24 protein-coding genes are annotated in these 23343 nt (G+C 65.0%); 9 read left to right on the top strand and 15 right to left on the bottom strand.

Going from position 1 to position 23343, the window contains the following annotated elements; translation table 11 throughout:
- Positions 1-115: 115 nt before the first annotated feature.
- Positions 116-1423, bottom strand: a complete 1308-nt coding sequence (gene phoR / locus AC1TXO_RS26290) for a phosphate regulon sensor histidine kinase PhoR (RefSeq protein ID WP_486404413.1) — start codon at positions 1421-1423, stop codon at positions 116-118.
- 45 nt (positions 1424-1468) lie between these two features.
- Positions 1469-2158 carry a phosphate regulon transcriptional regulator PhoB gene (gene phoB / locus AC1TXO_RS26285; RefSeq protein ID WP_003253341.1) on the bottom strand — a complete coding sequence of 230 codons (690 nt, stop codon included), beginning with the start codon at positions 2156-2158 and terminating at the stop codon, positions 1469-1471.
- A gap of 170 nt (positions 2159-2328) precedes the next feature.
- On the opposite strand from phoB, the gene AC1TXO_RS26280 reads away from it, so the two are divergent.
- Positions 2329-2700: a COG4315 family predicted lipoprotein gene (locus tag AC1TXO_RS26280; protein WP_486404412.1), complete on the top strand. Its 372-nt coding sequence runs from the start codon at positions 2329-2331 to the stop codon at positions 2698-2700.
- Positions 2701-2745: 45 nt separating this feature from the next.
- Here the strand turns inward: AC1TXO_RS26280 and ubiA are convergent, their stop codons facing one another.
- Both ubiA and AC1TXO_RS26270 read right to left on the bottom strand, forming a co-directional pair.
- Entirely contained in the window at positions 2746-3636 is an 891-nt protein-coding gene (gene ubiA / locus AC1TXO_RS26275; protein ID WP_486404411.1) for a 4-hydroxybenzoate octaprenyltransferase, read from the bottom strand.
- The gene (locus AC1TXO_RS26270) at positions 3636-4193 is read right to left on the bottom strand and encodes a chorismate--pyruvate lyase family protein (protein WP_486404410.1); all 558 of its coding nucleotides are present in this window, start codon (positions 4191-4193) and stop codon (positions 3636-3638) included. The genes ubiA and AC1TXO_RS26270 overlap by 1 nt, the downstream gene beginning before the upstream one ends.
- Positions 4194-4369: 176 nt before the next feature.
- On the opposite strand from AC1TXO_RS26270, the gene AC1TXO_RS26265 reads away from it, so the two are divergent.
- The 4 genes from AC1TXO_RS26265 (at position 4370) to AC1TXO_RS26250 (ending at position 6735) form a co-directional block, all read left to right on the top strand.
- Positions 4370-4537, top strand: coding sequence for a rubredoxin (locus AC1TXO_RS26265; RefSeq protein ID WP_008091623.1), 168 nt, complete (start codon positions 4370-4372; stop codon positions 4535-4537).
- 31 nt (positions 4538-4568) lie between these two features.
- Entirely contained in the window at positions 4569-5717 is a 1149-nt protein-coding gene (locus tag AC1TXO_RS26260; protein WP_486404409.1) for an NAD(P)/FAD-dependent oxidoreductase, read from the top strand.
- A 188-nt stretch (positions 5718-5905) separates the two neighbouring features.
- A complete protein-coding gene (locus AC1TXO_RS26255; protein WP_016394014.1) occupies positions 5906-6205 on the top strand; it encodes an HU family DNA-binding protein in 300 nt (99 codons plus the stop codon).
- A gap of 152 nt (positions 6206-6357) precedes the next feature.
- Positions 6358-6735 (top strand): helicase, encoded by a 378-nt coding sequence (locus tag AC1TXO_RS26250; protein WP_186670077.1) that lies wholly within the window; start codon positions 6358-6360, stop codon positions 6733-6735.
- A 12-nt stretch (positions 6736-6747) separates the two neighbouring features.
- Here AC1TXO_RS26250 and AC1TXO_RS26245 read toward each other — a convergent pair whose 3' ends face one another.
- The 6 genes from AC1TXO_RS26245 to exbB all read right to left on the bottom strand — a co-directional run bounded on the left by AC1TXO_RS26245 (position 6748) and on the right by exbB (position 13472).
- Complete coding sequence (locus AC1TXO_RS26245; protein WP_486404408.1) at positions 6748-8151, bottom strand: HDOD domain-containing protein; 1404 nt, start codon at positions 8149-8151, stop codon at positions 6748-6750.
- A gap of 80 nt (positions 8152-8231) precedes the next feature.
- Entirely contained in the window at positions 8232-10310 is a 2079-nt protein-coding gene (recG, locus tag AC1TXO_RS26240; RefSeq protein WP_486404407.1) for an ATP-dependent DNA helicase RecG, read from the bottom strand.
- Positions 10311-10314: 4 nt separating this feature from the next.
- Positions 10315-11241 (bottom strand): LysR substrate-binding domain-containing protein, encoded by a 927-nt coding sequence (locus AC1TXO_RS26235; RefSeq protein ID WP_486404406.1) that lies wholly within the window; start codon positions 11239-11241, stop codon positions 10315-10317.
- A 93-nt stretch (positions 11242-11334) separates the two neighbouring features.
- Positions 11335-12069 carry an energy transducer TonB gene (locus tag AC1TXO_RS26230; protein WP_486404405.1) on the bottom strand — a complete coding sequence of 245 codons (735 nt, stop codon included), beginning with the start codon at positions 12067-12069 and terminating at the stop codon, positions 11335-11337.
- Entirely contained in the window at positions 12066-12494 is a 429-nt protein-coding gene (gene exbD / locus AC1TXO_RS26225; protein WP_486404404.1) for a TonB system transport protein ExbD, read from the bottom strand. The genes AC1TXO_RS26230 and exbD overlap by 4 nt, the downstream gene beginning before the upstream one ends.
- Before the next feature lie 3 nt (positions 12495-12497).
- Positions 12498-13472 (bottom strand): tonB-system energizer ExbB, encoded by a 975-nt coding sequence (gene exbB / locus AC1TXO_RS26220; protein WP_486404403.1) that lies wholly within the window; start codon positions 13470-13472, stop codon positions 12498-12500.
- A 192-nt stretch (positions 13473-13664) separates the two neighbouring features.
- Between exbB and AC1TXO_RS26215 the strand changes: the two genes are divergently transcribed.
- Entirely contained in the window at positions 13665-14528 is an 864-nt protein-coding gene (locus tag AC1TXO_RS26215; protein WP_486404402.1) for an SDR family oxidoreductase, read from the top strand.
- A 68-nt stretch (positions 14529-14596) separates the two neighbouring features.
- Here AC1TXO_RS26215 and AC1TXO_RS26210 read toward each other — a convergent pair whose 3' ends face one another.
- From AC1TXO_RS26210 to AC1TXO_RS26190, 5 genes are all read right to left on the bottom strand, one after another.
- Positions 14597-15328: a hypothetical protein gene (locus AC1TXO_RS26210; RefSeq protein WP_486404401.1), complete on the bottom strand. Its 732-nt coding sequence runs from the start codon at positions 15326-15328 to the stop codon at positions 14597-14599.
- Between the two features lie 55 nt (positions 15329-15383).
- Positions 15384-15764 carry a RidA family protein gene (locus AC1TXO_RS26205; protein WP_029612280.1) on the bottom strand — a complete coding sequence of 127 codons (381 nt, stop codon included), beginning with the start codon at positions 15762-15764 and terminating at the stop codon, positions 15384-15386.
- Positions 15765-15787: 23 nt separating this feature from the next.
- A complete protein-coding gene (gene spoT, locus AC1TXO_RS26200) occupies positions 15788-17896 on the bottom strand; it encodes a bifunctional GTP diphosphokinase/guanosine-3',5'-bis pyrophosphate 3'-pyrophosphohydrolase (protein ID WP_486404400.1) in 2109 nt (702 codons plus the stop codon).
- A gap of 59 nt (positions 17897-17955) precedes the next feature.
- Positions 17956-18219: a DNA-directed RNA polymerase subunit omega gene (gene rpoZ / locus AC1TXO_RS26195; RefSeq protein ID WP_003253383.1), complete on the bottom strand. Its 264-nt coding sequence runs from the start codon at positions 18217-18219 to the stop codon at positions 17956-17958.
- Positions 18220-18435: 216 nt separating this feature from the next.
- Positions 18436-19308 (bottom strand): LysR family transcriptional regulator, encoded by an 873-nt coding sequence (locus AC1TXO_RS26190; protein ID WP_486404399.1) that lies wholly within the window; start codon positions 19306-19308, stop codon positions 18436-18438.
- 209 nt (positions 19309-19517) lie between these two features.
- Between AC1TXO_RS26190 and AC1TXO_RS26185 the strand changes: the two genes are divergently transcribed.
- The 3 genes from AC1TXO_RS26185 to AC1TXO_RS26175 all read left to right on the top strand — a co-directional run bounded on the left by AC1TXO_RS26185 (position 19518) and on the right by AC1TXO_RS26175 (position 23338).
- Complete coding sequence (locus AC1TXO_RS26185) at positions 19518-20900, top strand: glutamine synthetase family protein (protein ID WP_486404398.1); 1383 nt, start codon at positions 19518-19520, stop codon at positions 20898-20900.
- 4 nt (positions 20901-20904) lie between these two features.
- Positions 20905-21678 (top strand): gamma-glutamyl-gamma-aminobutyrate hydrolase family protein, encoded by a 774-nt coding sequence (locus tag AC1TXO_RS26180; protein ID WP_486404397.1) that lies wholly within the window; start codon positions 20905-20907, stop codon positions 21676-21678.
- 112 nt (positions 21679-21790) lie between these two features.
- Positions 21791-23338, top strand: a complete 1548-nt coding sequence (locus tag AC1TXO_RS26175; protein WP_486404396.1) for an APC family permease — start codon at positions 21791-21793, stop codon at positions 23336-23338.
- The last annotated feature ends 5 nt before the right edge of the window (positions 23339-23343 follow it).

Below are 23343 nucleotides of genomic sequence, written 5' to 3'. Positions count from 1 at the left end.
GGGGTCCGTCTTTGAAATAGGGAGAAAAAAAGTGCCAGCTCAAGCTGGCACGGGGGATCCAATGTAGCGGCTGGGACCGCAAAAGCAAAGGGGATGCTTGTGCGGGTGAAGATTGTCAGCCCCGGTGGGTGGCCAATTGTGCCGGCGCAAAATGACAGGTGAACGTGCTGCCATGTCCCGGCACGCTGCTGATTTCCAGCTTTGCGCGATGACGCATCAGCACGTGCTTGACGATCGCCAGGCCCAGGCCGGTGCCGCCGGTATTGGACGCACGGCTGGAGTCTACCCGGTAGAAACGCTCGGTCAGGCGTGGCAGGTGCTTGGCATCGATGCCCACGCCCGAATCCTGCACGCTCAGGTGAGCACCCTGCTCGTCGGCCCACCAGCGGATGCGGATGGTGCCTTCTTCCTGGGTGTACTTCACGGCGTTGAACACCAGGTTGGAGAAGGCGCTGCGCAGCTCCGACTCGCTGCCCTTCAGGCGCAGGCCGGCAGCGGCTTCCAGGGTGATGTGCTGGCGCTTGGGGCCGGACAGGGCCTGGGCGTCGCCCTTGATCGACTGCAGCAGGGTGTCGACTGCCACCGGCTGGTTGTCCGAGGGGTAGTCGGTGGCCTCCAGCTTGGCCAGCAACAGCAGGTCGTTGAGCAGCGTCTGCATGCGCGAGCCTTGCTGGCTCATCTGCTGCAGGGCACGGGCCCAGCGCGGGTTCACGTCCTCGACGTTGTCCAGCAGGGTTTCCAGGTAACCGGCGATCACCGTCAGCGGGGTGCGCAGTTCGTGGGAGACGTTGGCGACGAAGTCCTTGCGCATCTGCTCCAGCTGATGGATGCGGGTCACGTCGCGCACCAGCATCAGGTGCTCGTTGTTGCCGTAGCGGGTGATGTGCAGCTGCACGCGCAGGCGGTCGTTGATCGGTGAGGGGATTTCCAGCGGCTCGACGTAGTTTTCCGCTTCGAAGTATTCCTTGAAGCGGGGATGGCGGACCAGGTTGGTCACCGGTTGGCCACCATCCTGAGGGGTCTTGAAGCCCAGCAGGGTCTCGGCGGCGCGGTTCCACCACTCCAGGTTGCCGTCGCTGTCGAGCATGATCACCGCATCGCGCAGTGCCGCAGTGGACTCCTGCACCCGGTCGATCACCGCCTGCAGGCGCCCGCGCACGCGCTGGTCGCGGCGCTGCAGGTGATAGATGCTGTCGAACACTTCACCCCACAGGCCATAGCCGTCGGGCGGTGCTTCGTCGGGCTGGTGGTTGCGCAGCCAGTCGTGCAGGCGCAGCAGTTGCTTGAGCGTCCAGCCCAGGTAGAGCGCAAGGCCGATGGCCAGGCTCCAGCCATACTGGCCGCTGACCAGCCCGCCGAGCAGGCAGACGGTGATCAGCAGCAGCAGGTGGCGAATCAGGGTCGCGTGCCAGTTCTGGTTCAATTGACAGTCCTTGTACAGCGGCTTGCAGCGAAACGTGCGGGCGCGTCAGCTCTTGGTAGAGAAACGGTAGCCGGTGCCGCGGACGGTTTGTACCAGATTTTCGTAGGCTTCACCCAGCGCTTTGCGCAGGCGACGGATGTGCACGTCGACGGTGCGTTCCTCGACATAGACGTTGCCGCCCCAGACCTGGTCGAGCAACTGGCCGCGGGTGTAGGCACGTTCCTGGTGGGTCATGAAGAACTGCAGCAGGCGGTACTCGGTCGGGCCCATCTCGGCGGGCTTGCCGTCGATGGTCACGCGGTGGCTGATCGGGTCGAGCAGCAGGCCGCCGACTTCGATCGGTGCCTCGCTGTCGCTCGGGCCGGTGCGGCGCAGCACGGCCTTGAGACGGGCGACCAGTTCGCGCGGGGAGAACGGCTTGGTGATGTAGTCGTCGGCGCCGACTTCCAGGCCCTGGATCTTGTTGTCCTCTTCGCCCTTGGCGGTGAGCATGATGATCGGGATGTCCCCGGTCAGCTCGTCGCGCTTGAGGCGGCGGGCCAGCTCGATGCCGGACGTGCCGGGCAGCATCCAGTCGAGCAGGATCAGGTCCGGCTTGCGGTCGACGATGATGGCGTGGGCCTGCTGGGAGTTCTCTGCCTCGAGGCAGTCGTAGCCGGCCATTTCCAGTGCAACGGCGATCATCTCGCGAATAGGCGCTTCGTCGTCGACGATCAGGATGTTCCTGCCAACCATGCTCAAAACTCTCCCATCTATGATGTCTTGGCCCGCATTAGATAACGGAATTATTGCAGCTGTGTGACAAGGCGTTGGCCGTTCTGGCGACATTGCGTGACTGGGCTAGGCTTCACAGGGCCGCTGCGGCGGTGCGACAACCCCTTTCCTGCAACCCCATGGTGAGTCCAATGACACGACATACGCTGAGCTGGATGGCCCTTTTCACTGCGCTGGCATTGCCGGGGGTGGCGTCGGCGCACCACGCGATGGAGAAGGACGGCATGTGGGTCGACCATGCCGGCATGACCCTGTACACCTTCGACAAGGACACCGGGGGCAAGTCGATGTGCAGCGGGGAGTGCGCGACCAACTGGCCGCCGCTGCTGGTCAAGGCCGAGGACGAAGCGGCCAAGGGCAAGTGGACGGTGATCGAGCGCGACGATGGCAAGAAGCAGTGGGCCTACGATGGCAAGCCGCTGTACACCTTCATCAAGGACAAGAAGGCCGGAGACAAGACCGGTGATGGCGTGAAGGACGTCTGGCATATCGCCAAGCCCTGAAGCGTGCGCGGCCTCTGCAGGAGCGGCGAACCGTCGCTCCTGCCTTCAGCGCAACGCATAGTCCAGCACCACCCCGATGAAGATCAGCATCCCTGCCCAGTGATTGTGCAGGAACGCCTTGAAGCAGGCATCACGGTCCAGCGTGCGAGTCGACCAGAACTCCCAGGCGAAGCACGCCAGCGCGCCGAGCAGCCCCAGGTGGAACCAGCCGCCCAGCTCGAAGTGGTTGCCGGCCAGCAGCAGGCTGCCGAGCGACATCAACTGCAAGGTGAGGATGATCACCCGGTCGGCCTCGCCGAACAGGATGGCGGTGGATTTCACGCCTATCTTCAGATCGTCGTCGCGATCGACCATGGCGTAGTAGGTATCGAAGGCCACCGTCCACAGCAGGTTTGCGATGTAGAGCAGCCAGGCTGCGGCCGGCAGCTCGCCGCCCGCCGCAGTGAAGGCCATGGGAATGCCCCACGAATAGGCCGCACCCAGTACCACCTGCGGGTAGTAGGTGTAGCGCTTCATGAATGGATAGCAGAACGCCAGGGCCACCCCGCCAAACGACAGCCACACGGTGCTGGCGTTGGTGCACAGCACCAGCAGGAAACTGATCGCGGTAAGGACGGCGAACAGCACCACGGCCTCGCGCGGCTTCACCCGGCCGCTGGCCAGTGGCCGGTCGGCCGTGCGCTTGACGTGGCCGTCGACCTTGCGGTCGGCGAAGTCGTTGATCGCGCAACCCGCCGCGCGCATCAGGGCCACGCCAAGGCCGAAGATCAGCACGTTGGCCAGGGTCGGCGCGCCCTTGGCCGCGATCCACACCGCTGTCAGGGTGGGCCACAGCAGCAGGTAGATGCCGATGGGGCGGTCCAGCCGGCTGAGCTGGACGAAGTCCCAGGCCCTTGGGTGCAGGCGGTTCAGCGACTTGAGCAGGTTCAGGTACATCAGCGCGATACCTCCTTGTCTGCGTGCCACAGGGCTGGCAGGAACACTTCGGCGACCAGCAGCGCCAGGCCATCGCGCTCGAAGCGCGAGCGCCGGCCCCAGAGGTCCGCGCCGGCAGTTTGTGCGGGCAGCCAGGCCTGTGGATAACGGCACACTTCGATGGGCTGGCGAACGAAAGCCTGGTCGCAGAACAGCAACTCGCCCAGCGAGCGGCTGCCAAGGGTTTCCAGGTCAAGGCCGCCGCGCTCCAGCGCCGCGCGGCTGGCAACGCTGCGGGCGAACACCCAGGGCTGGTCGTGACCGAGCAGGTGGACTTCCCGCACCCAGCCCTGTGCGCCGGGCGCGAGGCCCAGGGCGGCGCATTCGTCGTCGCGCAGCGCCTGCCAGCCTTCGAACAGCGGGGTCACGCGGAAATGGTCGTGGGAGAGACGGGTCAGGCGACGGGTCAGGGAGCCTTCGTCGAACAGCCAGTCGAGGGTGCGCTGGTCGAGATCGCTCGCCAGTTGTGAATACGCCAGCCACGCGACAGCGGCTGCTTGCGGGGATTCGTACGACACGTCGGTATGCTTGTTACATCCAGAGAGGCGGCGAGCTTAGCATGATTGCCGGGTTTGCTTGCATACTGCCGGCCGGGCCAGTACAAAGCCCGTCAAGAATTGCGCGGTGAGTCCTTCGCAGGTGACCCTGCGAAGAGGCCTCCAGCAGCAACACAACGCCTGACCGAGGACCCCTGATGAAGAAGTGGCAATGCATTGTCTGTGGCCTGATCTACGACGAGGCCGAGGGTTGGCCGGATGATGGAATCGCCCCAGGCACCCGCTGGGAAGATGTACCGCAGGACTGGCTGTGCCCGGATTGCGGTGTCGGCAAGAGCGACTTCGAAATGATCGCCATCGGCTGATCGACACCCCCTGTTGAAGAGGAAGCACGACATGACGTCCCCCGTGGTGATCATCGGAACCGGCCTTGCGGGCTACAACCTGGCCCGCGAGTTTCGCAAGCTCGATGGCGAAACGCCGCTGTTGCTGATCACCGCCGACGACGGTCGCTCCTACTCCAAGCCCATGCTCTCCACCGGCTTCGCCAAGAACAAAGACGCCGACGGCCTGTGCATGGCCGAGCCGGGCGCGATGGCCGAGCAGCTCAAGGCTGAGGTCCGCACCCATACCCGTATCAGTGGTATCGACCCGGGCCACAAGCGCCTGTGGATCGGCGAGGAAGCGGTGCACTACCGCGACCTGGTACTGGCCTGGGGGGCGCAGACGGTGCAGGTGCCGATCGAGGGTGACGGCGCCGACCTGGTGTTCCCGATCAACGACCTGGAGGACTACGCGCGCTTTCGCGCCGCCGCTGCGGGCAAGCAGCGTGTGCTGGTGCTGGGCGCGGGTTTGATCGGCTGCGAGTTCGCCAACGACCTGACCCTCGGCGGCTATCAGTGCGAGGTGGTGGCGCCGTGCGAGCAGGTGATGCCGACCCTGCTGCATCCGGCCGCGGCTGCTGCCGTGCAGGCCGGGCTGCAAGCGTTGGGTGTGCGCTTTCACCTGGGGCCGGTGCTGACCCGCCTGCAGCGCGCGGGTGAGGGTCTGCAGGCGCATCTGTCCGACGGCAACGTGATCGCCTGCGACCTGGTGGTCTCGGCCATCGGCCTGCGGCCGCGCACCGACCTTGCGGCCGCCGCCGGGCTGCGGATCAACCGTGGCGTGGTGGTCGATCGCCAGTTGCGCACCTCCCACGCCAATATCTACGCCCTGGGCGATTGCGCAGAGGTCGATGGCATCAACCTGCTGTATGTCATGCCGCTGATGACCTGTGCCCGGGCGCTGGCGCAAACCCTGGCGGGCAAGCCGACAGGCGTGAGCTATGGCCCCATGCCGGTCACGGTGAAGACGCCGGCGTGCCCACTGGTCGTCTCGCCTCCACCGGCGGGCCTGGAGGGCACCTGGCAGGTCGAAGGGCAGGGCGGCGACCTGAAAGTGCTGTGCTACAGCGCCGACGGCCAGTTGCTGGGCTATGCCCTTACCGGTTCGGCGGTGATGGAAAAGCTGGCGCTGAATCGACAGCTCCCGGCGCTTCTGGCGTAAACGTCACTCGATCTGTCGCCTATGTCCTGTCCTTGTGGCGACAATGGCCGCTCAGACACTGGCGCGGCCCCGGTGAGCGTGCCATTCTCACTTGCGTCTGCCGCAGATTAGAGCCTGCGGCGCCTTGAGCGCTGCTTTCGCAGGCAGCACGGCATAACAACAAAAAATCCCGTCAAAGAGGCTTCACTATGCGTAAACCAGAACTCGCCGCCGTCATTGCCGAAAAGGCTGATCTGACCAAGGAAAAGGCCAATCAGGTGCTGAATGCGATTCTCGACAGCATCACTGGCGCGCTCGACAAGGATACCGTCACCCTGGTTGGTTTCGGCACCTTCGAGAAGCGTCACCGCGGGGCGCGTACCGGCAAGAATCCACAGACCGGTCAACCGGTGAAGATCAAGGCCAGCAACACTGTCGCCTTCAAGCCTGGCAAGAACCTGCGCGACAGCGTCAACGCTCCCGCCAAACCGGCCAAGAAAGGCAAGTGATCGATTCCTGACACCCCAGTGTCATCCGAACGGGCGCCCCAGGGCGCCCGTTGTGCTTTCCGGCCGGGCGAAACATTGCTGCAAGCTGGCGTAAAAAGTTCAGGAAAAGGATAAACTGCGCGCTTCAGTCATTTTTCAATCGAGGCGCGTTGATGAAGTTTCGCTTTCTTCTCTGGGCCATGGGGCTGTTGATGGCCAGGGCCAGCCGCAACAACCCGGCTTTCCAGCAGCAACTGCGGGACAAGGACCTGGTGTTCCAGATGCAGACCCTGGACGGCAAGGTCGCCCGGCATTTCACCGTGAGTGGTGAGCGCATCAGCAGCAAGGGTGGCCTGCACCCGCAGCCGGCCTTTGCCATTGCGTTCAAGGACGCCGCGTTCGGCTTCGCCACGCTGCAGGCGGGCAACAAGCAACTGGCGTTCATGCAGGGGATTCAGGACAAGAACATCCAGATCAAGGGCAACCCGGCCCTGGTGATCTGGTTCCAGGGCCTGATGAAGTACCTCAAGCCGCGCAAGAAGAAGGGCTGATTTCCCTGCAGGTCAGTGCGGCGCCTGGAACTGTGAGGCCAGCTCGCGCAGCAGCGCTTCGGCTTCGAGCACCTTGTTCACCACCTCCTCGGCCTTGTCGCGGGTCAGGCCCAGGCGCTCGAGCAAGGCATCCGGAATGTCCTCCTGCGGCCCCGAGCCGATGCCGCGCGAGCGCAGCAGCGAGGTGGCCAGGCACACCAGGTTCGGGTAGGCCGCGTACTCGCCCTCATAGCTCGGATCGTGCTGGAAGCGCAGGGCCGCAGCCAGCTCGTCCGGCATGTCCCACAGCTTCATCAGCCAGGCGCCGATCTGCTCGCGGCTGATGCCCAGCAGGTGCTGCTCGACATAGCTGTGGTACAGGTGCGGGTTGACCTCCAGATGACGGCAGATCAACGAGAAGTGTGGCGGGAACACGTGCGCCAGCAGCAGATAGCCGAAGTTGTGCAGCAGCCCGGCCAGGTAGGTGAGGCCCGCTTCGGGGCGCTCGGCGCGTGGCATCGCGCGGGTCAGGCCTTCGATGACTGCGGCGGTGTAGATCGACTGCTGCCAGTAGGGCGTGGCTTGCTGGGGGTGATCCTTCGGCAGGCTGAGGGTCTTGCCCAGCGCCAGGCCCAGGGCCAGATTGATCACCAGGTCGAAGCCCAGTACCCGGACGATGGCATCCTCGACCGAACGGATCTTGCCGGGTGAGGCGTAGTAGGGCGAGGCCGCCCAGCTGACCACTTGCGCCGCCAGGGCCGGGTCGGTCTCGACCACCCCGGTGATGTCGTCGACGCTGGCGTTGGGATCGACCCGCAGCTTGATGATCTTCTGCGCGGTGTCGGCCAGCGGCGGGATCTCGATGGTCTGTTCCAGGCGTTGCTGGATGCGCCTTGCGGTAAAGGCCTGGACCGCGTTGGAGATTTCCCGGGTGTCGTCGTGGGGACGGTCGAGGTTGCGCTGGATACCGTCCACCTCGAGCCCGAAACTGCCAGCGCTGGCCTTGCTCAGCATGCGCCGGAAATCGTCTCGGGCAATCTCGAGCAGCAGTCCAGCCTCGCCGGACTGGATCAGCAGCGTTTCGGCCTTGAGCAGGCGCTCGTCGTACAGGCACGGTGAGCTGGTCAGGGCCGGGATCGCCGGCAGCGCCTTGAGTTGGTGCTTGTCGAGCATCTTCTTCAGACGCTCCAGCGGCACCGCCTTGAGCTTGCGACCTGTGAGTTCTTCCAGCCGCTGCAGGTCCAGCAGGTAGCTCTGTGGAAACAGCACCATGAGGGCACCGACTTCGTCGTCCAGCAGAACGGCCTGGACGCGCGAGTTCGCGGGCAGCCGCGGGTGTTCGGACACCTCGCGATAGGCTACGCCGAGCTTTTCCAGCAGCAGTCGGATGACCGACGGAGCGTGCGGGGTTGCGGTATCCAGGGCCACTTCAGTCATGGTCTGTTTCCAAAGGTTTCTTTTCAAACGCGGAGTATAACCATCCTGAGCCCCGAACTGGGGCACGAATGGGACCGGCGTCACACTTGGCCGTATTGTTGGCCGTGTCGCAGCCAGCGATCCAGCAGCGGGCTGACATGATCGGGCCAGCGCGCCAGCAGGGCCTGCGCTGCATCCCGCACGGCGGGCAGCAGGTCGGCGTCGCGCATCAGGTCGGCGACCTTGAACTGCAACAGGCCGGTCTGGCGGGTGCCGAGCATTTCGCCCGGGCCGCGCAGCTCCAGATCTTTCTCGGCGATGACGAACCCGTCGTTGGTTTCGCGCATGATGCCGAGGCGCTCGCGGCCGATCTGCGACAGCGGCGGATGATAGAGCAGCACGCAGTGGCTGACCGCGCTGCCCCGACCGACGCGGCCGCGCAACTGGTGAAGCTGGGCCAGGCCCAGGCGCTCGGGGTTCTCGATGATCATCAGGCTTGCATTGGGTACGTCGACGCCAACCTCGATCACCGTGGTCGCCACCAGCAGCTGCAGGTGGCCGGCCTTGAACTCGGCCATCACCGCGGCTTTTTCCGCAGGCTTCATGCGCCCGTGGATCAAGCCCACGCGCAACTCGCCCAACGCGCTGCCCAGCTCTTCGAAGGTGCTTTCCGCGGCCTGGCAGGTCAGCTCTTCGGACTCTTCGATCAGGGTGCATACCCAATACGCCTGGCGCCCTTCGGCACAGGCGGCGCGCACGCGCTCGACCACTTCGAAACGGCGACTGTCGGCCACCAGCACGGTGTTGACCGGTGTACGGCCGGGCGGCAGTTCGTCGAGGATCGAGGTGTCGAGGTCGGCGTAGGCGCTCATGGCCAGGGTGCGAGGGATCGGCGTCGCGGTCATGATCAACTGGTGCGGGCACAGCATGCCATTCACGCCCTTCTTGCGCAGGGCCAGGCGCTGCTGCACGCCGAAGCGGTGCTGTTCGTCGATGATCGCCAGGGCCAGGTGACGGAACTTCACCTCTTCCTGGAACAGCGCGTGGGTGCCGACCACCATGGGCGCGCCACTGGCGATCTGCTCAAGGGCGCTGGCGCGGGCCTTGCCCTTGAGTTTGCCGGCCAGCCAGGCGACTTCGATGCCCAGCGGCTCGAGCCAGCGCTTGAAGGTGATGTAGTGCTGTTCGGCAAGGATCTCGGTCGGTGCCATCAGCGCAACCTGGTAGCCCGCTTCCAGCGCCTGCAGGGCCGCCAGGGCGGCGACCACGGTCTTGCCGGCGCCGACGTCGCCCTGGACCAGGCGCATCATCGGTTCGGGCTGGCTGAGGTCGTAGGCGATTTCGTTGCCGACGCGCTGCTGGGCGCCAGTGGGGGCGAACCCCAGGTTGGCCAGGTACTGCGCCGGCAGCCGGCTGGCCTTGGGCAGCACCGGTGCACGCAAGGCGCGCAGGCTCTCGCGCAGGCGTTGCTGGGAGAGCTGGTGGGTGAGCAGTTCCTCGAACGCGAGGCGATGCTGTGCCCAGTGCTGGCCTTCGGCGAGTTCGTCGAGGTCGGCGTCGGCGGGCGGGTTGTGCAGGTAGCGAATGGCGTCGTCCAGGGGCGCCAGGTGATAGTCGCGTGCCAGCTCGTCGGGCAGCCAGTCGGGCAGGCTGCGGGGGCCGAGCTTGCCCAGGCTGAGCTGGCAGAGCAGGCGCAGGCGCTGCTGGGTGAGGCCTTCGGTGGTCGGGTAGATCGGCGTGAGGGTCTGCTCGACCGGTGGCGGCGGCTCGTCACCGTTCAGCGCACGGTACTCCGGGTGGTAGATCTCCAGGCCCGAGGCGCCGGGGCGGGCTTCGCCATAGCAGCGCAGGTGGGTGCCGCGCTTGAGACCCTCTTTCTGCGCATTGCTGAAGTGGTAGAAGCGCAGGCTCAGCACACCCGTGCCATCGCCCAGGCGCACCACCAAGCTGCGGCGCTTGCCCATGGTCACGTCGGCACCGCTGACCACGCCTTCGATCACGGCATCCTGGCCCGGGCGCAGCGCCCCGATGGGCACGACGCGAGTGCGATCCTGATAGCGCAGCGGCAGGTGGAACAGCAGGTCCTGCAGGTTCTCCAGGCCGACCTTGGCGAGTTTTTCCGCCATGGCCTCACCGACGCCCTTGAGCTCGGTGACCGGGACCTTCGACAACTCGGTCATGGCATCAGGCCGGCTGCGGCGCAGGTGCCTTGGCGACCGAGCAGAGGCGGATCGAGTCGGCAAGGATCTCGATGGCCTTCGGCCGCGGGAAGCTGGCGCGCCAGGCAATGGCCACGGTGCGGAACGGCGCGGGCGCCGTCAGCGGGCGGACTTCGATCACACCCGGTGCGTAGTGATGGCTGTGCACGGCCGACAGCGGCAGGATCGACACGCCCAGCCCCGAGGCGACCATATGGCGGATGGTTTCCAGCGAGCTGGATTCGACCGTGGTGTGCTTGGATGCATCGCTGCCCTTGTTCAGCGTCGGGCAGGCCTCGAGCACCTGGTCGCGGAAGCAGTGACCCTCGCCCAGCAGCAACAGGCTCTTGTCGTTGAGCAGGGCGGTGTCGATGGTCTTCTTGGCGGTCCAGGGGTGGTCGGCCGGCATCAGTGCGCAGAACGGCTCGTCGTACAGCGGCAGGGTCAGCACGTCGGCCTCGTTGAACGGCAGGGCGATGATCACCGCGTCCAGCTCGCCGTTGCGCAGCTTTTCGCGCAGCACGTGAGTGAAGTTTTCCTCGATGTACAACGGCATCTGCGGGGCGACCCGGTGCAGTTGCGGGATCAGGTGCGGGAACAGGTAGGGGCCGACGGTATAGATGGCGCCGACCTTGAGCGGTGCGGTGAGCTGGTTCTTGCCGGCCTGGGCCAGTTCGCGGATGCCCTGGGCCTGCTCGAGCACCTTCTGCGCCTGGGCGACGATGCTTTCGCCGACCGGGGTCAGGCGCACCGCGCTCTTGCTGCGTTCGAAGATCAGCACGCCCAGCTCGTCCTCAAGCTTCTTCACCCCGACCGACAGGGTCGGCTGGCTGACGTGGCAGCGCTCGGCAGCGTGGCCGAAGTGCTGCTCCTGGGCGAGTGTGACGATGTAGCGGAGTTCAGTGAGGGTCATAACGTGCGTCCATGAAGTTGCGGCCCCAGCATAGCGGGTGCAATCGATAGACGCACGTTATCAGACTTGCGGTTTTGTGACAGAACCAATGTATCAGCGCTTGTCCAGCGAGTAGACGAAGGGCGCCACCACCTCGATCGTGCCATTGTTCAACAGTTCGGCCGGCGGCTTGGGCACGGTACCGGCGCGGCGGATCATGTCCATCGTCGCACGATCCAGTGCGGCGCTGCCCGAGCCTCCTGCCAGCGAGTACGACACCACCTTGCCTTCGGCATCGACCACGAAGCGCAGTCGGTTGATGCCTTGCAGGCCACGGCGACGCGCGTCCTCCGGGTACTTCTTGTACTTCGCCAGGTGCCGCAGCAGGTCGCTTTGCCAGGTCGGCAGGGCGTTGCTGTTGGAGGCGATACTGGGCTGCGGTGCGGCCGATTTCTGCGGCGGCGCATTGCTTGGCGGCGTATCGGCTACCTGTTCCTTGGCCGGTGGTTCATCCTTCGGCGGCTCAGGCTTCTTCTCAGGCTTGGGCGGCTGGGGCTTGACCTTCGGCTTGGGCGGCTTGGGGATGGCGATCTTCGGTTTCGGAGCTTCCACCAGCTTGGGCAGTGGTGGCTCTTCGACCGGCGCCGGCGGCTGTGGGGCGGCTTTCGGTGGCGGCGGTGGCGCAGGCTCGGGCAGCGGTGCCAGTTCGACCATCATCGCTGCCGGTGGCAGCTCGATGGCCTGGGGCACCGACCAGTTGAGCGTCAGCACCACGGCGATCACGTGCACACTCAGCACGGCCGCCAGGCTTACACCGTAGCGCGCCAGGTTGGAGCGCTTGTTCGTCATTTCTTGGCTGCCGTCTCGAGTCCGACCAGACCGACCTTGAGATAGCCGGCCGCGCGCATGGTGTTCATCACTTCCATCAGGTCGCCGTAGTCGACGCCCTTGTCAGCCTGGAAGAAGATGGTGGTTTCCTTGTCGCCTTTGGTCTTGGCATCGAGCATCGCGCCAAGCTGGTCGGGCTGGGCCACCTGGTCATCGCCGATGTACAGCTTCTTGTCGGCCTTGACGCTGACGAACACCGGTTTTTCCGGTCTCGGCGCCGGCTTGGCGGTCGAGGCCGGGAGGTCGACCTTGATGTCGACCGTCGCCAGCGGAGCGGCAACCATGAAGATGATCAGCAGTACCAGCATCACGTCGATGAACGGCGTGACGTTGATTTCGTGGTTTTCGGCGAGGTCGTCGCCACCTTCGTTGAGATGCAGGCCCATGGCTTACCCCACTTTCACCATGTGCGGGGCGGCGCGCTCGCCAGCCTGGTGGTCGAGGTCACGGCTGACCAGCAGCAGAACCTGCGCCGATGCGTCGGACACCTGCGCCTTGTAGCCGGCGATGGAGCGGGCGAAGACGTTGTAGATGACCACGGCCGGAATCGCTGCGACCAGGCCCAGGGCGGTGGCCAGCAGGGCTTCGGCAATGCCTGGGGCAACCACGGCGAGGTTGGTGGTCTGGGTCTTGGCGATGCCGATGAAGCTGTTCATGATGCCCCATACGGTACCGAACAGGCCGACGAAGGGCGCGGTGGAGCCGATGGTGGCCAGCACGCCGGTGCCGCTGCTCATGTTGCGGCCGCTGGCGGCAACCAGGCGCTCCAGGCGGAAGCTGACGCGTTCCTTGATGCCTTCCTTCTCGCGGGCGTTGGCCGACAGGCGCATTTCCTCGAGGGCATCGTGGACCAGGGTGTGGGCCAGGGTGCCTTCCTTGTCGGTCGCGGTGCTGGCCTCTTTCAGGCTGGCGGACTTCTTCAGCAGGGCGATTTCGCCACGCAGGCGGCGCTTGGCGCCCATCAGCTCGAAGCCCTTGGCGATCCAGATGGTCCAGGTGATGATGGAGGCGATGGCCAGGCCGATCATCACCGCTTTCACGACGATATCGGCGTTCTTGTACATGCCCCAGGGGGACAGGTCGTGGGCCATGCCCAGCGAGGTGTCTTCGACCAGTGCCTGGACGTTCTCGTCTGCCGGGGCCTGTGCGTCGGCTGGCGCGGCGGTGTCTGCCGGCGCCTGGCCGGTGGCGGCAGGTTCAGCCGGGGTCGCCGGGGCGACGGCGGCAGCCGGGGCGGTAGCGCCGTTGGCGGCAGGCTCTTCAGCCATGGCGGCCGGGGCCAGCACCAGGCTGAACATCAGCGCGGCGATGGCGCGCCATGCGCGCGACGTGGTTGGCGAAGCGGAAGGTTGAGTACGAGTCATGCTGGCCGGACCTGATGAAGAAAAATGAGTTGGTGTTCTCCATGGCCTCGAGGCGGGCCGAGAACTGATCAGGGCGCCATTATTGCAAGTAATTCTTGTTAACAAAAGTAATAGAGTATCTTTTTTTACGCTTTGGATAGCCGCTGATCGTCTAATACGGCTAGCCTGGGCCTTTGGTTGTGGAGTTAAGTGATGTCGGATCTGTCTGCGATGATCGTAGGTTGTGGTGATGTAGGCAGCCGCCTGGCCCGGCAACTGCTCGCCCGTGGCTGGCAGGTGCATGGCTTGCGCCGCTCCGTGGGGCAACTGCCGCCCGGTGTGCTGCCGGTGGCGGCGGACCTGTCCGACCCCGTCATTCCTGCAGCCTGGCCTGAGCGTTCGCCGGACTACCTGGTGTATTGCGTGGCCGCCAGCCAGCACGACGAGGCAGGCTATCGCGCCGCCTATGTCGAGGGCCTGCGCAATGTGCTGGCCTGGCTGGCGCAGAAGGGGCAGCGTCCGCGTCGCCTGCTGTTCGTGTCCAGCAGCAGCGTCTACGCGCAGAAGGAGGGCGAATGGATCGAGGAAGGTGCCGCCACCGAACCTGAGGGCTACTCGGGCAAGGTCATGCTGGAGGCCGAACGCGTGGCGCTCGGCAGTACGATCCCTGCCAGCCTGGTGCGTCTGACGGGAATCTATGGCCCTGGCCGTGAATGGCTGCTGAGCCAGGTGCGCCAAGGCTATCGGGTAGCCGAGGAACCGCCGCTGTACGGCAACCGCATCCACGCAGAAGACGCAGCGGGCCTGCTGGCCTTCCTGCTGCAGGCCGATGCCGACGGGGTCGCGTTGCAGGACTGCTACATCGGTGTCGACGACGACCCGGCGCCACTGGCCGAGGTGGTGGCCTGGCTGCGCGAGTACATGGGCGTCAGCCAGTGGTCGGATGAGCAGCGCGTGCGCCGCACCGGCAGCAAGCGCTGCAGCAATGCCCGGTCGCGGGCGCTGGGTTGGGCGCCGCAGTATGCGAGCTACAAGGAAGGGTATGCGGCCATCCTGGCCGGCACCCCAAAGGCCTGACGCTTCGCAAGGACTGAGCGGGCTTGTGGATGTTGCACGAGCCCGCTGCTGCTATTGCGGCGTACCGATCAGTCGCGCTCCAGCAGCCATTGGCGTTTGCCGGGAGCCAGTTGCGGTTTCTCGTCAGGCTGGGCCTGGTTCACGGCCTGCATGATCTCGAGTTGGTCACCCTCGCGCTTGAAGATCCACGGCGAGCCGCGCTCGTTATGCTCCAGCCACAGGCTGTCGTTCGCGCCGCCCATGTCCGCACAGTCGCCTGCCAGGCACACTGCATAGCGGTCCAGGCCGGGCAGGCCGATGACGCTGCCATTTTCGGCGAAGCGCACCACGCCACCCTGGCCAGGGCCTTCGACGATCTTCCACTCGCCGCCGAAATACGCCCGGTAAAGGGCCTGCTCGAAGCTGCTGCCCAGTGGCGCGGTAGCCGCTGATGGCTCCTTGCTGCGCTCGAATCGCTGTTTACCGACCTCCGGGTCGTTGGTGGTCAAGGTGTCGCCGGAGAAGCCGAGTTGCTGGCCTTGATCACCGGAAAACCTGACTTCCCAAGGCTCCTTGGCGGTTACCAGATGGCCGTCAACGGCTTCGAACCCGTTGGTATAACTGGCAGCCTGCTTGGCCACATCCAGCTTCCATTCCAGGGCGAGGCCTTGTTTGTTCAGGGTCTGGGTGATTCGGCCGCTCTTGACGGCGGAGTCGATGGCGTCCTGGTTGATCCAGGTGCCGTCGAGGTCTTCAGGTTTGTGGCTGGCGCAGCCGCCCAGGATCAGGGCTGCCAGCGCGAGGGGCAGGGCATGACGCATGGTGGGGACCTTCAGGCAGGAAAGGCGGCAGGCAGGGCGCCGGCCGCCTGGGGCATCACTCGATGACGAGGATGGCGTCCATCTCGACTTGCGAGCCCTTCGGCAGGGCTGCCACGCCGATGGCGGCGCGGGCTGGATAGGGCTGCTCGAAGTAGCGCCCCATGACTTCGTTGACCTTGGCGAAGTGGCTCAGGTCGGTGAGGAAGATGTTCAGCTTGACGATATCCTTGAACGAACCGCCAGCGGCTTCAGCCACGGCCTTGAGGTTTTCGAAGACCTGTACGGTCTGGGCTTCGAAGCCTTCGACCAGTTCCATGGTCTTGGGGTCCAGCGGGATCTGGCCCGACATGTAGACGGTGTTGCCGGCCTTGATCGCCTGGGAGTAGGTGCCGATGGCGGCTGGGGCCTTGTCGCTGTTGATGACGGTCTTGGTCATGTTGACTCCTTGCGGTTGACGGACTACGCACGCATCCGGGTGATGCGGACCACGCCGGTCAGGGTGCGCAGCTTCTTGATCACACGCGCCAGGTGCACGCGGTCGCGCACGCTGACCACCAGTTGGATCACGCTGACGCGACCGTCGCGCTCATCCATGCTGATCTTCTCGATGTTGCCGTCGGCGGCGTTGACGCTGCTGGCCAGCAGCGCAATCAGGCCGCGCTGGTGCTCCAGTTCGACACGCAGTTCGACGTTGAACTCGCCAGTGACGTCCTTGGCCCATGACAGCTGCAGGCACTTTTCAGGGTTGTGTCGGATTTCACTGATGTTGCGGCAATCTTCAAGGTGCACGACCATGCCCTTGCCCGCCGAGAGGTGGCCGACGATCGGGTCGCCCGGGATCGGCGTGCAGCACTTGGCGTAGCTGAGCACCAGGCCTTCGGTGCCGCGGATCGCCAGTGGGCCTTCAGGCGAGGGCAGTTGTTCGCCCTCGGCCGACAGCAGGCGGCGTGCGACCACGTAGGCCATGCGGTTGCCCAGGCCGATGTCCTCGAGCAGGTCCTCGACCAGCTCCAGGCGGTATTCGGTGAGAATGGCCTGGACGCGCTCCGCCGGGATCTTGTCCAGGCTGCTATCGAAGCCGGTCAGTACCTTGTTCAGCAGGCGCTCGCCGAGGCTGATCGACTCGGAGCGGCGCTGTTGCTTGAGCGCATGGCGAATGTGCGTACGTGCCTTGCCGGTGACCACGAAGTTGAGCCAGGCCGGGTTCGGGCGTGCGCCCGGGGCGCTGACGATCTCCACCGTCGAGCCGCTCTGCAGCGGCTCGGAGAGCGGCGCCAGGCGTCGGTTGATGCGGCAGGCGATGCAGCTGTTGCCCACGTCGGTGTGCACTGCATAGGCGAAGTCGACCGCCGTGGAGCCCTTGGGCAGCTCCATGATCCGGCCTTTGGGGGTGAAGACATAGACCTCGTCGGGGAACAGGTCGATCTTCACGCTCTCGATGAATTCCAGCGAGTTGCCGGCACGCTGCTGCAGTTCGAGGATGCCCTTGACCCACTGGCGGGCGCGGGCATGGCTGCCCTTGGGCTGCTCTTCCTCGTTCGACTTGTACAGCCAGTGCGCGGCGATGCCGTTGTTGGCCATCTCTTCCATTTCGCGGGTGCGGATCTGGATCTCGATGGGTACGCCATGCATGCCGAACAACGTGGTGTGCAACGACTGGTAGCCGTTGGCCTTGGGAATCGCGATGTAGTCCTTGAAGCGTCCGGGCAGCGGCTTGTACAGGTTGTGCACGGCGCCGAGCACGCGGTAGCAGGTGTCGACCTTGTCGACGATGATGCGGAAGGCGTACACGTCCATGATCTCGGTGAAGGCGCGGCGCTTGCCGCGCATCTTCTTGTAGATGCCATAGAGGTGTTTCTGCCGCCCGCTGACCTCACCCTCGATGCCGTCAGCAGCCAGGCAGTTGGACAGCGAGGTTTCGATCTTGGCGACGATTTCCTTGCGGTTGCCACGCGCGCTCTTCACCGCCCGGTGAATGAGCGAGGAGCGCATCGGGTGCATGGCCTTGAAGCCAAGGTCCTCGAACTCCACGCGCACGGTGTGCATGCCCAGGCGGTTGGCGATGGGCGCGTAGATCTCGAGGGTTTCCTTGGCGATGCGCCGGCGCTTTTCGCCGGACAGCACTTCCAGGGTGCGCATGTTGTGCAGGCGGTCGGCGAGCTTGACCAGGATCACGCGAATGTCGCGTGCCATGGCCATGGCCATCTTCTGGAAGTTCTCGGCTTGCGCCTCGGCCTTGGTCTCGAAGTTCATCTGGGTCAGCTTGCTGACCCCGTCGACCAGCTCGGCGACGGTTTCGCCGAATTGCTGGCTGAGGGCTTCCTTGGCGATGCCGGTGTCTTCGATCACGTCGTGCAGCATGGCCGCCATCAGGCTCTGATGGTCCATGTGCATGTCGGCGAGGATGCCGGCGACGGCCAGCGGATGCGTCACGTAGGGCTCGCCACTGCGGCGGCGTTGCCCATCGTGTGCCTGTTCGGCATAGAAATAGGCCCGACGGACAAGATTGACCTGTTCGGGGCCCAGATAGGTCGACAGCCGCTCGGCCAGGGCTTCTATACCCGCCATGGTTTCACCTCTTGTCGGGGAAGAGGATCTTGTGCCGCGCGACGTCGACCGGGCATGAATCAGACGGCCTCGTTGTTCTCGTCCTCGAACGCGGCGAACACCGGATCCTCGGTGACGATCTCTTCGGCGGCGATGAATTCATTGGTCACGATGCCTTCGGCGATTTCGCGCAGGGCGACGACGGTTGGCTTGTCGTTTTCCCACGCCACGCGTGGTTCCTTGCCGCCGGTGGCCAGTTGGCGGGCGCGCTTGGTCGAGAGCATGACCAGCTCGAAGCGGTTATCCACGTGTTCCAGGCAGTCTTCAACAGTTACGCGGGCCATGGTCTTCCTCAGTAGCAGATGCGATTAGCGTGCAGCCCAGAATGGGCAGGCGGACTCGATAGTTTAAAAAATCACCAGCCAATAGGGAAGGACTGTTTTGTCCGGCGATCCGTGTCGCCTGCTTGTGGGAGCGGGCTCGCCCGCGAAATGGCCGTAGCAGACAGCCTCTTGCCTGAATCCGACGATAACGCTTCCCGCCCCGCAAACACAACAGCTTCAAAGCATCGCGTCACGCAACCGCGGGGTCAGCTCCTCGAACAGCGTCTGCACCGAGCGCAGGGCGCGGCAGTCGGGGCGGGTCAGCAGCCATAGCTGGGTGTCGCAGCCGGGCAGGGGGCCGCTCAGGGCCTCGACCCCAGGCAGCGCATCGACCATGTAGTCGGCCAGGGCTGCCACGCCCATGCCGGTGCTGACCAGTTGCGCGATGGTCGACATGCCGCTGCACTGGTAGCGCGGGATCAGGTCGGGGTGTTGCTGGTTGCGCCAGACCACCGTCGGGTGGTCCTGCATGGCGTCGTCCGGTGCGATCCACGGCACGCTGTTCGGCGACTCGGCCAGACGCTCGCGAAACTCGGGGCGCCCGCAGATCACATAGGAGGTCGAGCCCAGGCAGCGGCCGACCAGGTGCTCCGGCGGTGTGTTGGTCAGGCGCAGGGCGATGTCGGCATCGCGTCGGCTGAGGTTGGCGAAGGTGTTGGAGGTGCCCATTTCCAGCGACAGCGCCGGGTAGTTGGGCATGAATTCGGCCAGCGCCGGCAGCAGCAGGCTGTGCAGCACGGCCTCGGTGCAGGTCAGGCGCACCGTGCCGCTGACCACCTGCTCACCGCTGGTCAGGGCGATGCGCGCAGCGTCCAGCGCTTGCTCGGCACGCTCGGCCTGTTCGGCCAGGGCCTGCGCGGTGTCGGTGGGCAGGTAGCCTTTGCGGCTCTTGACGAACAGCGCGGTGCCCAGCGCCGATTCCAGCCTGCGGATCGAGCGGAACACCGTCGAAACGTCGACCTTGAGCAGTTCGGCGGCCTTGGCCAGCGAGCGACCGCGTTCCAGGGCCAGGACCAGGGCGAGGTCCGCGTGATTGATCTGATATTGCATTTGTGCACGCTCTGCTTGCCGATTTGCCAATGTCTGTTGCACTGGAGCCCACTTTATAGTGGAACGGCCCCCGGGAATCAATGCACCCGGCGAGCGACATAATTCCCCCACGATGGGGCAGTGAAAAGAACAACAGCAGCAACCATCGTCGCCCTCGAGGCGCCAGCCGTATCCCCACATCGCCGCTTCGAATCAAAGGATGTACAGCCATGACGTCGGTCTCCCCGTGCGCCCGTTCTTCCCGCGAGATGAATGAATTCCTGGAAGCCCACCCGGACACGCAGTACGTCGACCTGCTGATCTCCGACATGAACGGCGTGGTGCGCGGCAAGCGCATCGAACGTGCCAGCCTGCACAAGGTGTACGAGAAGGGCATCAACCTGCCGGCCTCGCTGTTCGCCCTGGACATCAATGGTTCGACCGTCGAAAGCACGGGCCTTGGCCTGGACATCGGCGACGCCGACCGCATCTGCTATCCGATCCCGGGCTCGCTCTCCAACGAACCCTGGCAGAAGCGCCCGACCGCACAGCTGCTGATGACCATGCACGAGATCGAAGGGCAGCCGTTCTTCGCCGACCCGCGCGAAGTGCTGCGCCAGGTGGTGAGCAAGTTCGATGCGCTGGGCCTGGATATCTGCGCGGCGTTCGAGCTGGAGTTCTACCTGATCGACCAGGACAACCTCAACGGCCGCCCGCAGCCGCCGCGTTCGCCGATCTCGGGCAAGCGCCCGCAGTCGACCCAGGTCTACCTGATCGATGACCTGGACGAGTACGCCGACTGCCTGCAGGACATGCTCGAGGCGGCCAAGGAGCAGGGGCTGCCGGCCGATGCGATCGTCAAGGAAAGCGCGCCGGCGCAGTTCGAGGTCAACCTGCACCACGTCGCCGACCCGCTCAAGGCCTGCGACTACGCGATCCTGCTCAAGCGCCTGATCAAGAACATCGCCTACGACCATGAGATGGACTCCACCTTCATGGCCAAGCCCTACCCGGGCCAGGCGGGCAACGGCCTGCACGTGCACATCTCGCTGCTGGACAAGAAGACCGGCAAGAACATCTTCGCCAATGACGATGCGCTGCAGAGCGAGACCCTGCGCCATGCCATCGGCGGTGTGCTGGAAACAATGCCGGCATCGATGGCTTTCCTCTGCCCGAACATCAACTCCTATCGCCGTTTCGGCGCGCAGTTCTACGTGCCCAACGCGCCGAGCTGGGGCCTGGACAACCGCACCGTGGCCCTGCGCGTGCCGACCGACAGCAGCGACAACCTGCGTATCGAGCACCGCGTCGCCGGTGCCGATGCCAACCCCTACCTGATGCTTGCCGCGATTCTTGCCGGTATTCACCACGGCCTGACCAACAAGGTCGAGCCGGGTGAGCCGATCGAGGGCAACTCGTACGAGCAACTGGAGCAGAGCCTGCCGAACAACCTGCGCGATGCCCTGCGTGCGCTGGATGACAGCGAAGTCCTCAACCAATACATCAGCCCGGAGTACATCGATATCTTCGTCGCCTGCAAGGAGAGCGAGCTGGCGGAGTTCGAGGTGTCGATCTCCGACCTCGAATACAACTGGTACCTGCACACGGTGTAAGCCCATGAGCGCAATCGCGGTTCCCTTGATCGGTGTCAGCGCCTGCCGCCAGCAGGTGGGGAAGAACTCGTCGCACACGGTGGGCGACAAGTATGTCGAGGCAGCGGGCTTTGCCGGGATGCCGCTGATCCTGCCGGCGCGTGATGCGGGCAGTGACCCGCAGCGGCTGCTTGCGCACCTGGACGGCATTCTTTTTACCGGCTCGCCTTCAAATGTCGAGCCGCATCATTACAATGGCGCCCCCAGCGTGGACGGGACCCGGCACGACGCTGCGCGTGACCGCCTGACCTTGCCGCTGCTGCAGGCTGCCATTGCCGCCGGCGTGCCGGTGTTGTGCATCTGCCGTGGTTTCCAGGAACTCAATGTGGCCCTGGGCGGCACCTTGCACCAGTGTGTGCAGGAACTGCCCGGCTACCTGGACCACCGCGAACCCGAGGACGCACCCCTGGAGGTGCAATACGGGCCTCGGCACTCGGTCGGCATTGCGCCGGGCGGGCTGTTCGAGCGCCTGGGCCTGGCGGTGCAGTTCGAGGTCAACTCGCTGCACAGCCAGGGCATCGACCGCCTGGCCCCGGGCCTGCGTGTCGAGGCACGGGCCCCGGACGGCCTGGTCGAAGCGGTGTCGATGCCCGCTGCACCGGGCTTCGTGCTCGGCGTGCAATGGCACCCGGAGTGGCGTTTCGCTGAAAACCCGGTCTCGTTGCGTCTGTTCCAGGCGTTTCGCGAGGCCTGCATTGCCCATGCTGCACGGGAGGGTTCGCGCCAGAAGGCATTCTGACGTCACCCGAAGGTCTCGGATGACTCATCCCCAGCAGCAAGCTTTCAATGAGTGAAAGCGGGCCTTTCCGCAAGGCCTGTGAAAACAATACCAATAGCAATGGCAAATACTCATGAGCGAATACACAGATACCGGCCGCCCCCCCGACGTGGTGGCCGACACGGGCAGCAACACCCAGCGTGCCGGCAAAGGCCTGGCCAAAGGGCGCCTGGGCCTGCTGGCCAGCGTGGTGCTGGGCATCTCCACCATCGCCCCGGTCTATACCCTGACCGGCGCCCTCGGCCCCACCGTGCGTGAGGTCGGTGCGCACCTTCCGGCGGTGTTCATCGTCGGCTTCCTGCCGATGCTGCTGGTTGCCCTCGGCTATCGCGAGCTGAACGCGGCCGAGCCGGACAGCGGCACGTCCTTCACCTGGTCGGCGCGGGCTTTCGGCCCGATGATCGGCTGGATCGGTGGCTGGGGGCTGGTCGTCGCCACCACCATCGTGCTGTCGAACCTGGCCGGCGTGGCGGTCGACTTCTTCTACCTGTTCATCGGCCAGATCACCGGCCATCACGAATACGCCGCGCTGGCGGACAACCTGCTGATCAACATCTGCACCTGCTGTGCATTCATCGCCCTGGCGGTGTGGATCTGCTGCCGGGGCATGGGCACCACCATGACCGTGCAGTATGGTCTGGTGGCCCTGCAGTTGCTGGTGCTGGTGGGCTTTGGCTTCGCCGCGTTCGGCGAGACCACGGCACCGCCACCGCTGGCGTTCGATTTCGCCTGGTTCAACCCGTTCGGGGTTGAATCCTTCTCGGCCTTCGCCGCCGGGTTGTCATTGTCGATCTTCATCTTCTGGGGCTGGGACGTGTGCCTGACCGTCAGCGAAGAATCCATCGGCAGCGACGAGGTGCCGGGCAAGGCGGCGACCTGGACCGTGCTGCTGATCCTGGGGCTGTACCTGTTCACCGCCATTGCCACCCTGCAGTTCGCCGGCATCAGCGACAGCGGTCTGGGCCTGGGCAATCCGCGTATCCAGGAGAACGTCTTCGCCCACCTGGCTGGCCCGGTCATGGGGCCGCTGGCGATCCTGATGTCGATTGCGGTACTGGCCAGTACGGCGGCATCGCTGCAGTCGACCTTCGTCTCGCCGGCGCGCACCCTGCTCGCCATGGGCTATTACGGCGCCGTGCCGCAACGCTTCGCCAGCGTCTGCCCGCGTTCGCAGACGCCGCGCTACGCGACCATCTGCGCGGGCCTGGCGGCCGCATTGTTCTACGTGACCATGCGCAGCCTGAGCGAGAACGTGCTGGCCGACACCATCACCGCGCTGGGGATGATGATCTGCTTCTACTACTCGCTGACCGCCTTTGCCTGCGTCTGGTATTTCCGCGACAGCCTGTTCGGCAGCCTGCGCCACTTCTTCATGCGTGGCCTGTGCCCGCTGGTGGGAGGGGTGATCCTGTCGGTGATCTTCGTGCGTACCGCGATCGACAGCGCTTCGCCGGACTTCGGCAGCGGCTCGCATGTCGGGGGGCTGGGGCTGGTGTTCGTGATCGCGGCGATCATCTCGGTGCTGGGAATCGTGCTGATGATGCTGTCGCGGTTGCGGGCACCGGCTTACTTCCTCGGTGCGACCTTGCAGCAGCAGGCGAAACTGCAGTTGCAGGAATAAGGTGC

This window comes from Pseudomonas sp. FA117 (genome assembly GCF_057370475.1).
This window is presented reverse-complemented; position numbering and strand designations above follow the sequence as displayed.

Excerpts from the sequence above, each read along its gene's own strand:
- phoB (WP_003253341.1), bottom strand. The coding sequence starts at position 2,158 with ATGGTTGGCAGGAACATCCTGATCGTCGACGACGAAGCGCCTATTCGC.
- AC1TXO_RS26280 (WP_486404412.1), top strand. The coding sequence starts at position 2,329 with ATGACACGACATACGCTGAGCTGGATGGCCCTTTTCACTGCGCTGGCA.
- ubiA (WP_486404411.1), bottom strand. The coding sequence starts at position 3,636 with ATGTACCTGAACCTGCTCAAGTCGCTGAACCGCCTGCACCCAAGGGCC.
- AC1TXO_RS26265 (WP_008091623.1), top strand. The coding sequence starts at position 4,370 with ATGAAGAAGTGGCAATGCATTGTCTGTGGCCTGATCTACGACGAGGCC.
- AC1TXO_RS26260 (WP_486404409.1), top strand. The coding sequence starts at position 4,569 with ATGACGTCCCCCGTGGTGATCATCGGAACCGGCCTTGCGGGCTACAAC.
- AC1TXO_RS26255 (WP_016394014.1), top strand. The coding sequence starts at position 5,906 with ATGCGTAAACCAGAACTCGCCGCCGTCATTGCCGAAAAGGCTGATCTG.
- AC1TXO_RS26250 (WP_186670077.1), top strand. The coding sequence starts at position 6,358 with ATGAAGTTTCGCTTTCTTCTCTGGGCCATGGGGCTGTTGATGGCCAGG.
- AC1TXO_RS26245 (WP_486404408.1), bottom strand. The coding sequence starts at position 8,151 with ATGACTGAAGTGGCCCTGGATACCGCAACCCCGCACGCTCCGTCGGTC.
- recG (WP_486404407.1), bottom strand. The coding sequence starts at position 10,310 with ATGACCGAGTTGTCGAAGGTCCCGGTCACCGAGCTCAAGGGCGTCGGT.
- AC1TXO_RS26235 (WP_486404406.1), bottom strand. The coding sequence starts at position 11,241 with ATGACCCTCACTGAACTCCGCTACATCGTCACACTCGCCCAGGAGCAG.
- AC1TXO_RS26230 (WP_486404405.1), bottom strand. The coding sequence starts at position 12,069 with ATGACGAACAAGCGCTCCAACCTGGCGCGCTACGGTGTAAGCCTGGCG.
- exbD (WP_486404404.1), bottom strand. The coding sequence starts at position 12,494 with ATGGGCCTGCATCTCAACGAAGGTGGCGACGACCTCGCCGAAAACCAC.
- exbB (WP_486404403.1), bottom strand. The coding sequence starts at position 13,472 with ATGACTCGTACTCAACCTTCCGCTTCGCCAACCACGTCGCGCGCATGG.
- AC1TXO_RS26215 (WP_486404402.1), top strand. The coding sequence starts at position 13,665 with ATGTCGGATCTGTCTGCGATGATCGTAGGTTGTGGTGATGTAGGCAGC.
- AC1TXO_RS26210 (WP_486404401.1), bottom strand. The coding sequence starts at position 15,328 with ATGCGTCATGCCCTGCCCCTCGCGCTGGCAGCCCTGATCCTGGGCGGC.
- AC1TXO_RS26205 (WP_029612280.1), bottom strand. The coding sequence starts at position 15,764 with ATGACCAAGACCGTCATCAACAGCGACAAGGCCCCAGCCGCCATCGGC.
- spoT (WP_486404400.1), bottom strand. The coding sequence starts at position 17,896 with ATGGCGGGTATAGAAGCCCTGGCCGAGCGGCTGTCGACCTATCTGGGC.
- rpoZ (WP_003253383.1), bottom strand. The coding sequence starts at position 18,219 with ATGGCCCGCGTAACTGTTGAAGACTGCCTGGAACACGTGGATAACCGC.
- AC1TXO_RS26190 (WP_486404399.1), bottom strand. The coding sequence starts at position 19,308 with ATGCAATATCAGATCAATCACGCGGACCTCGCCCTGGTCCTGGCCCTG.
- AC1TXO_RS26185 (WP_486404398.1), top strand. The coding sequence starts at position 19,518 with ATGACGTCGGTCTCCCCGTGCGCCCGTTCTTCCCGCGAGATGAATGAA.
- AC1TXO_RS26180 (WP_486404397.1), top strand. The coding sequence starts at position 20,905 with ATGAGCGCAATCGCGGTTCCCTTGATCGGTGTCAGCGCCTGCCGCCAG.
- AC1TXO_RS26175 (WP_486404396.1), top strand. The coding sequence starts at position 21,791 with ATGAGCGAATACACAGATACCGGCCGCCCCCCCGACGTGGTGGCCGAC.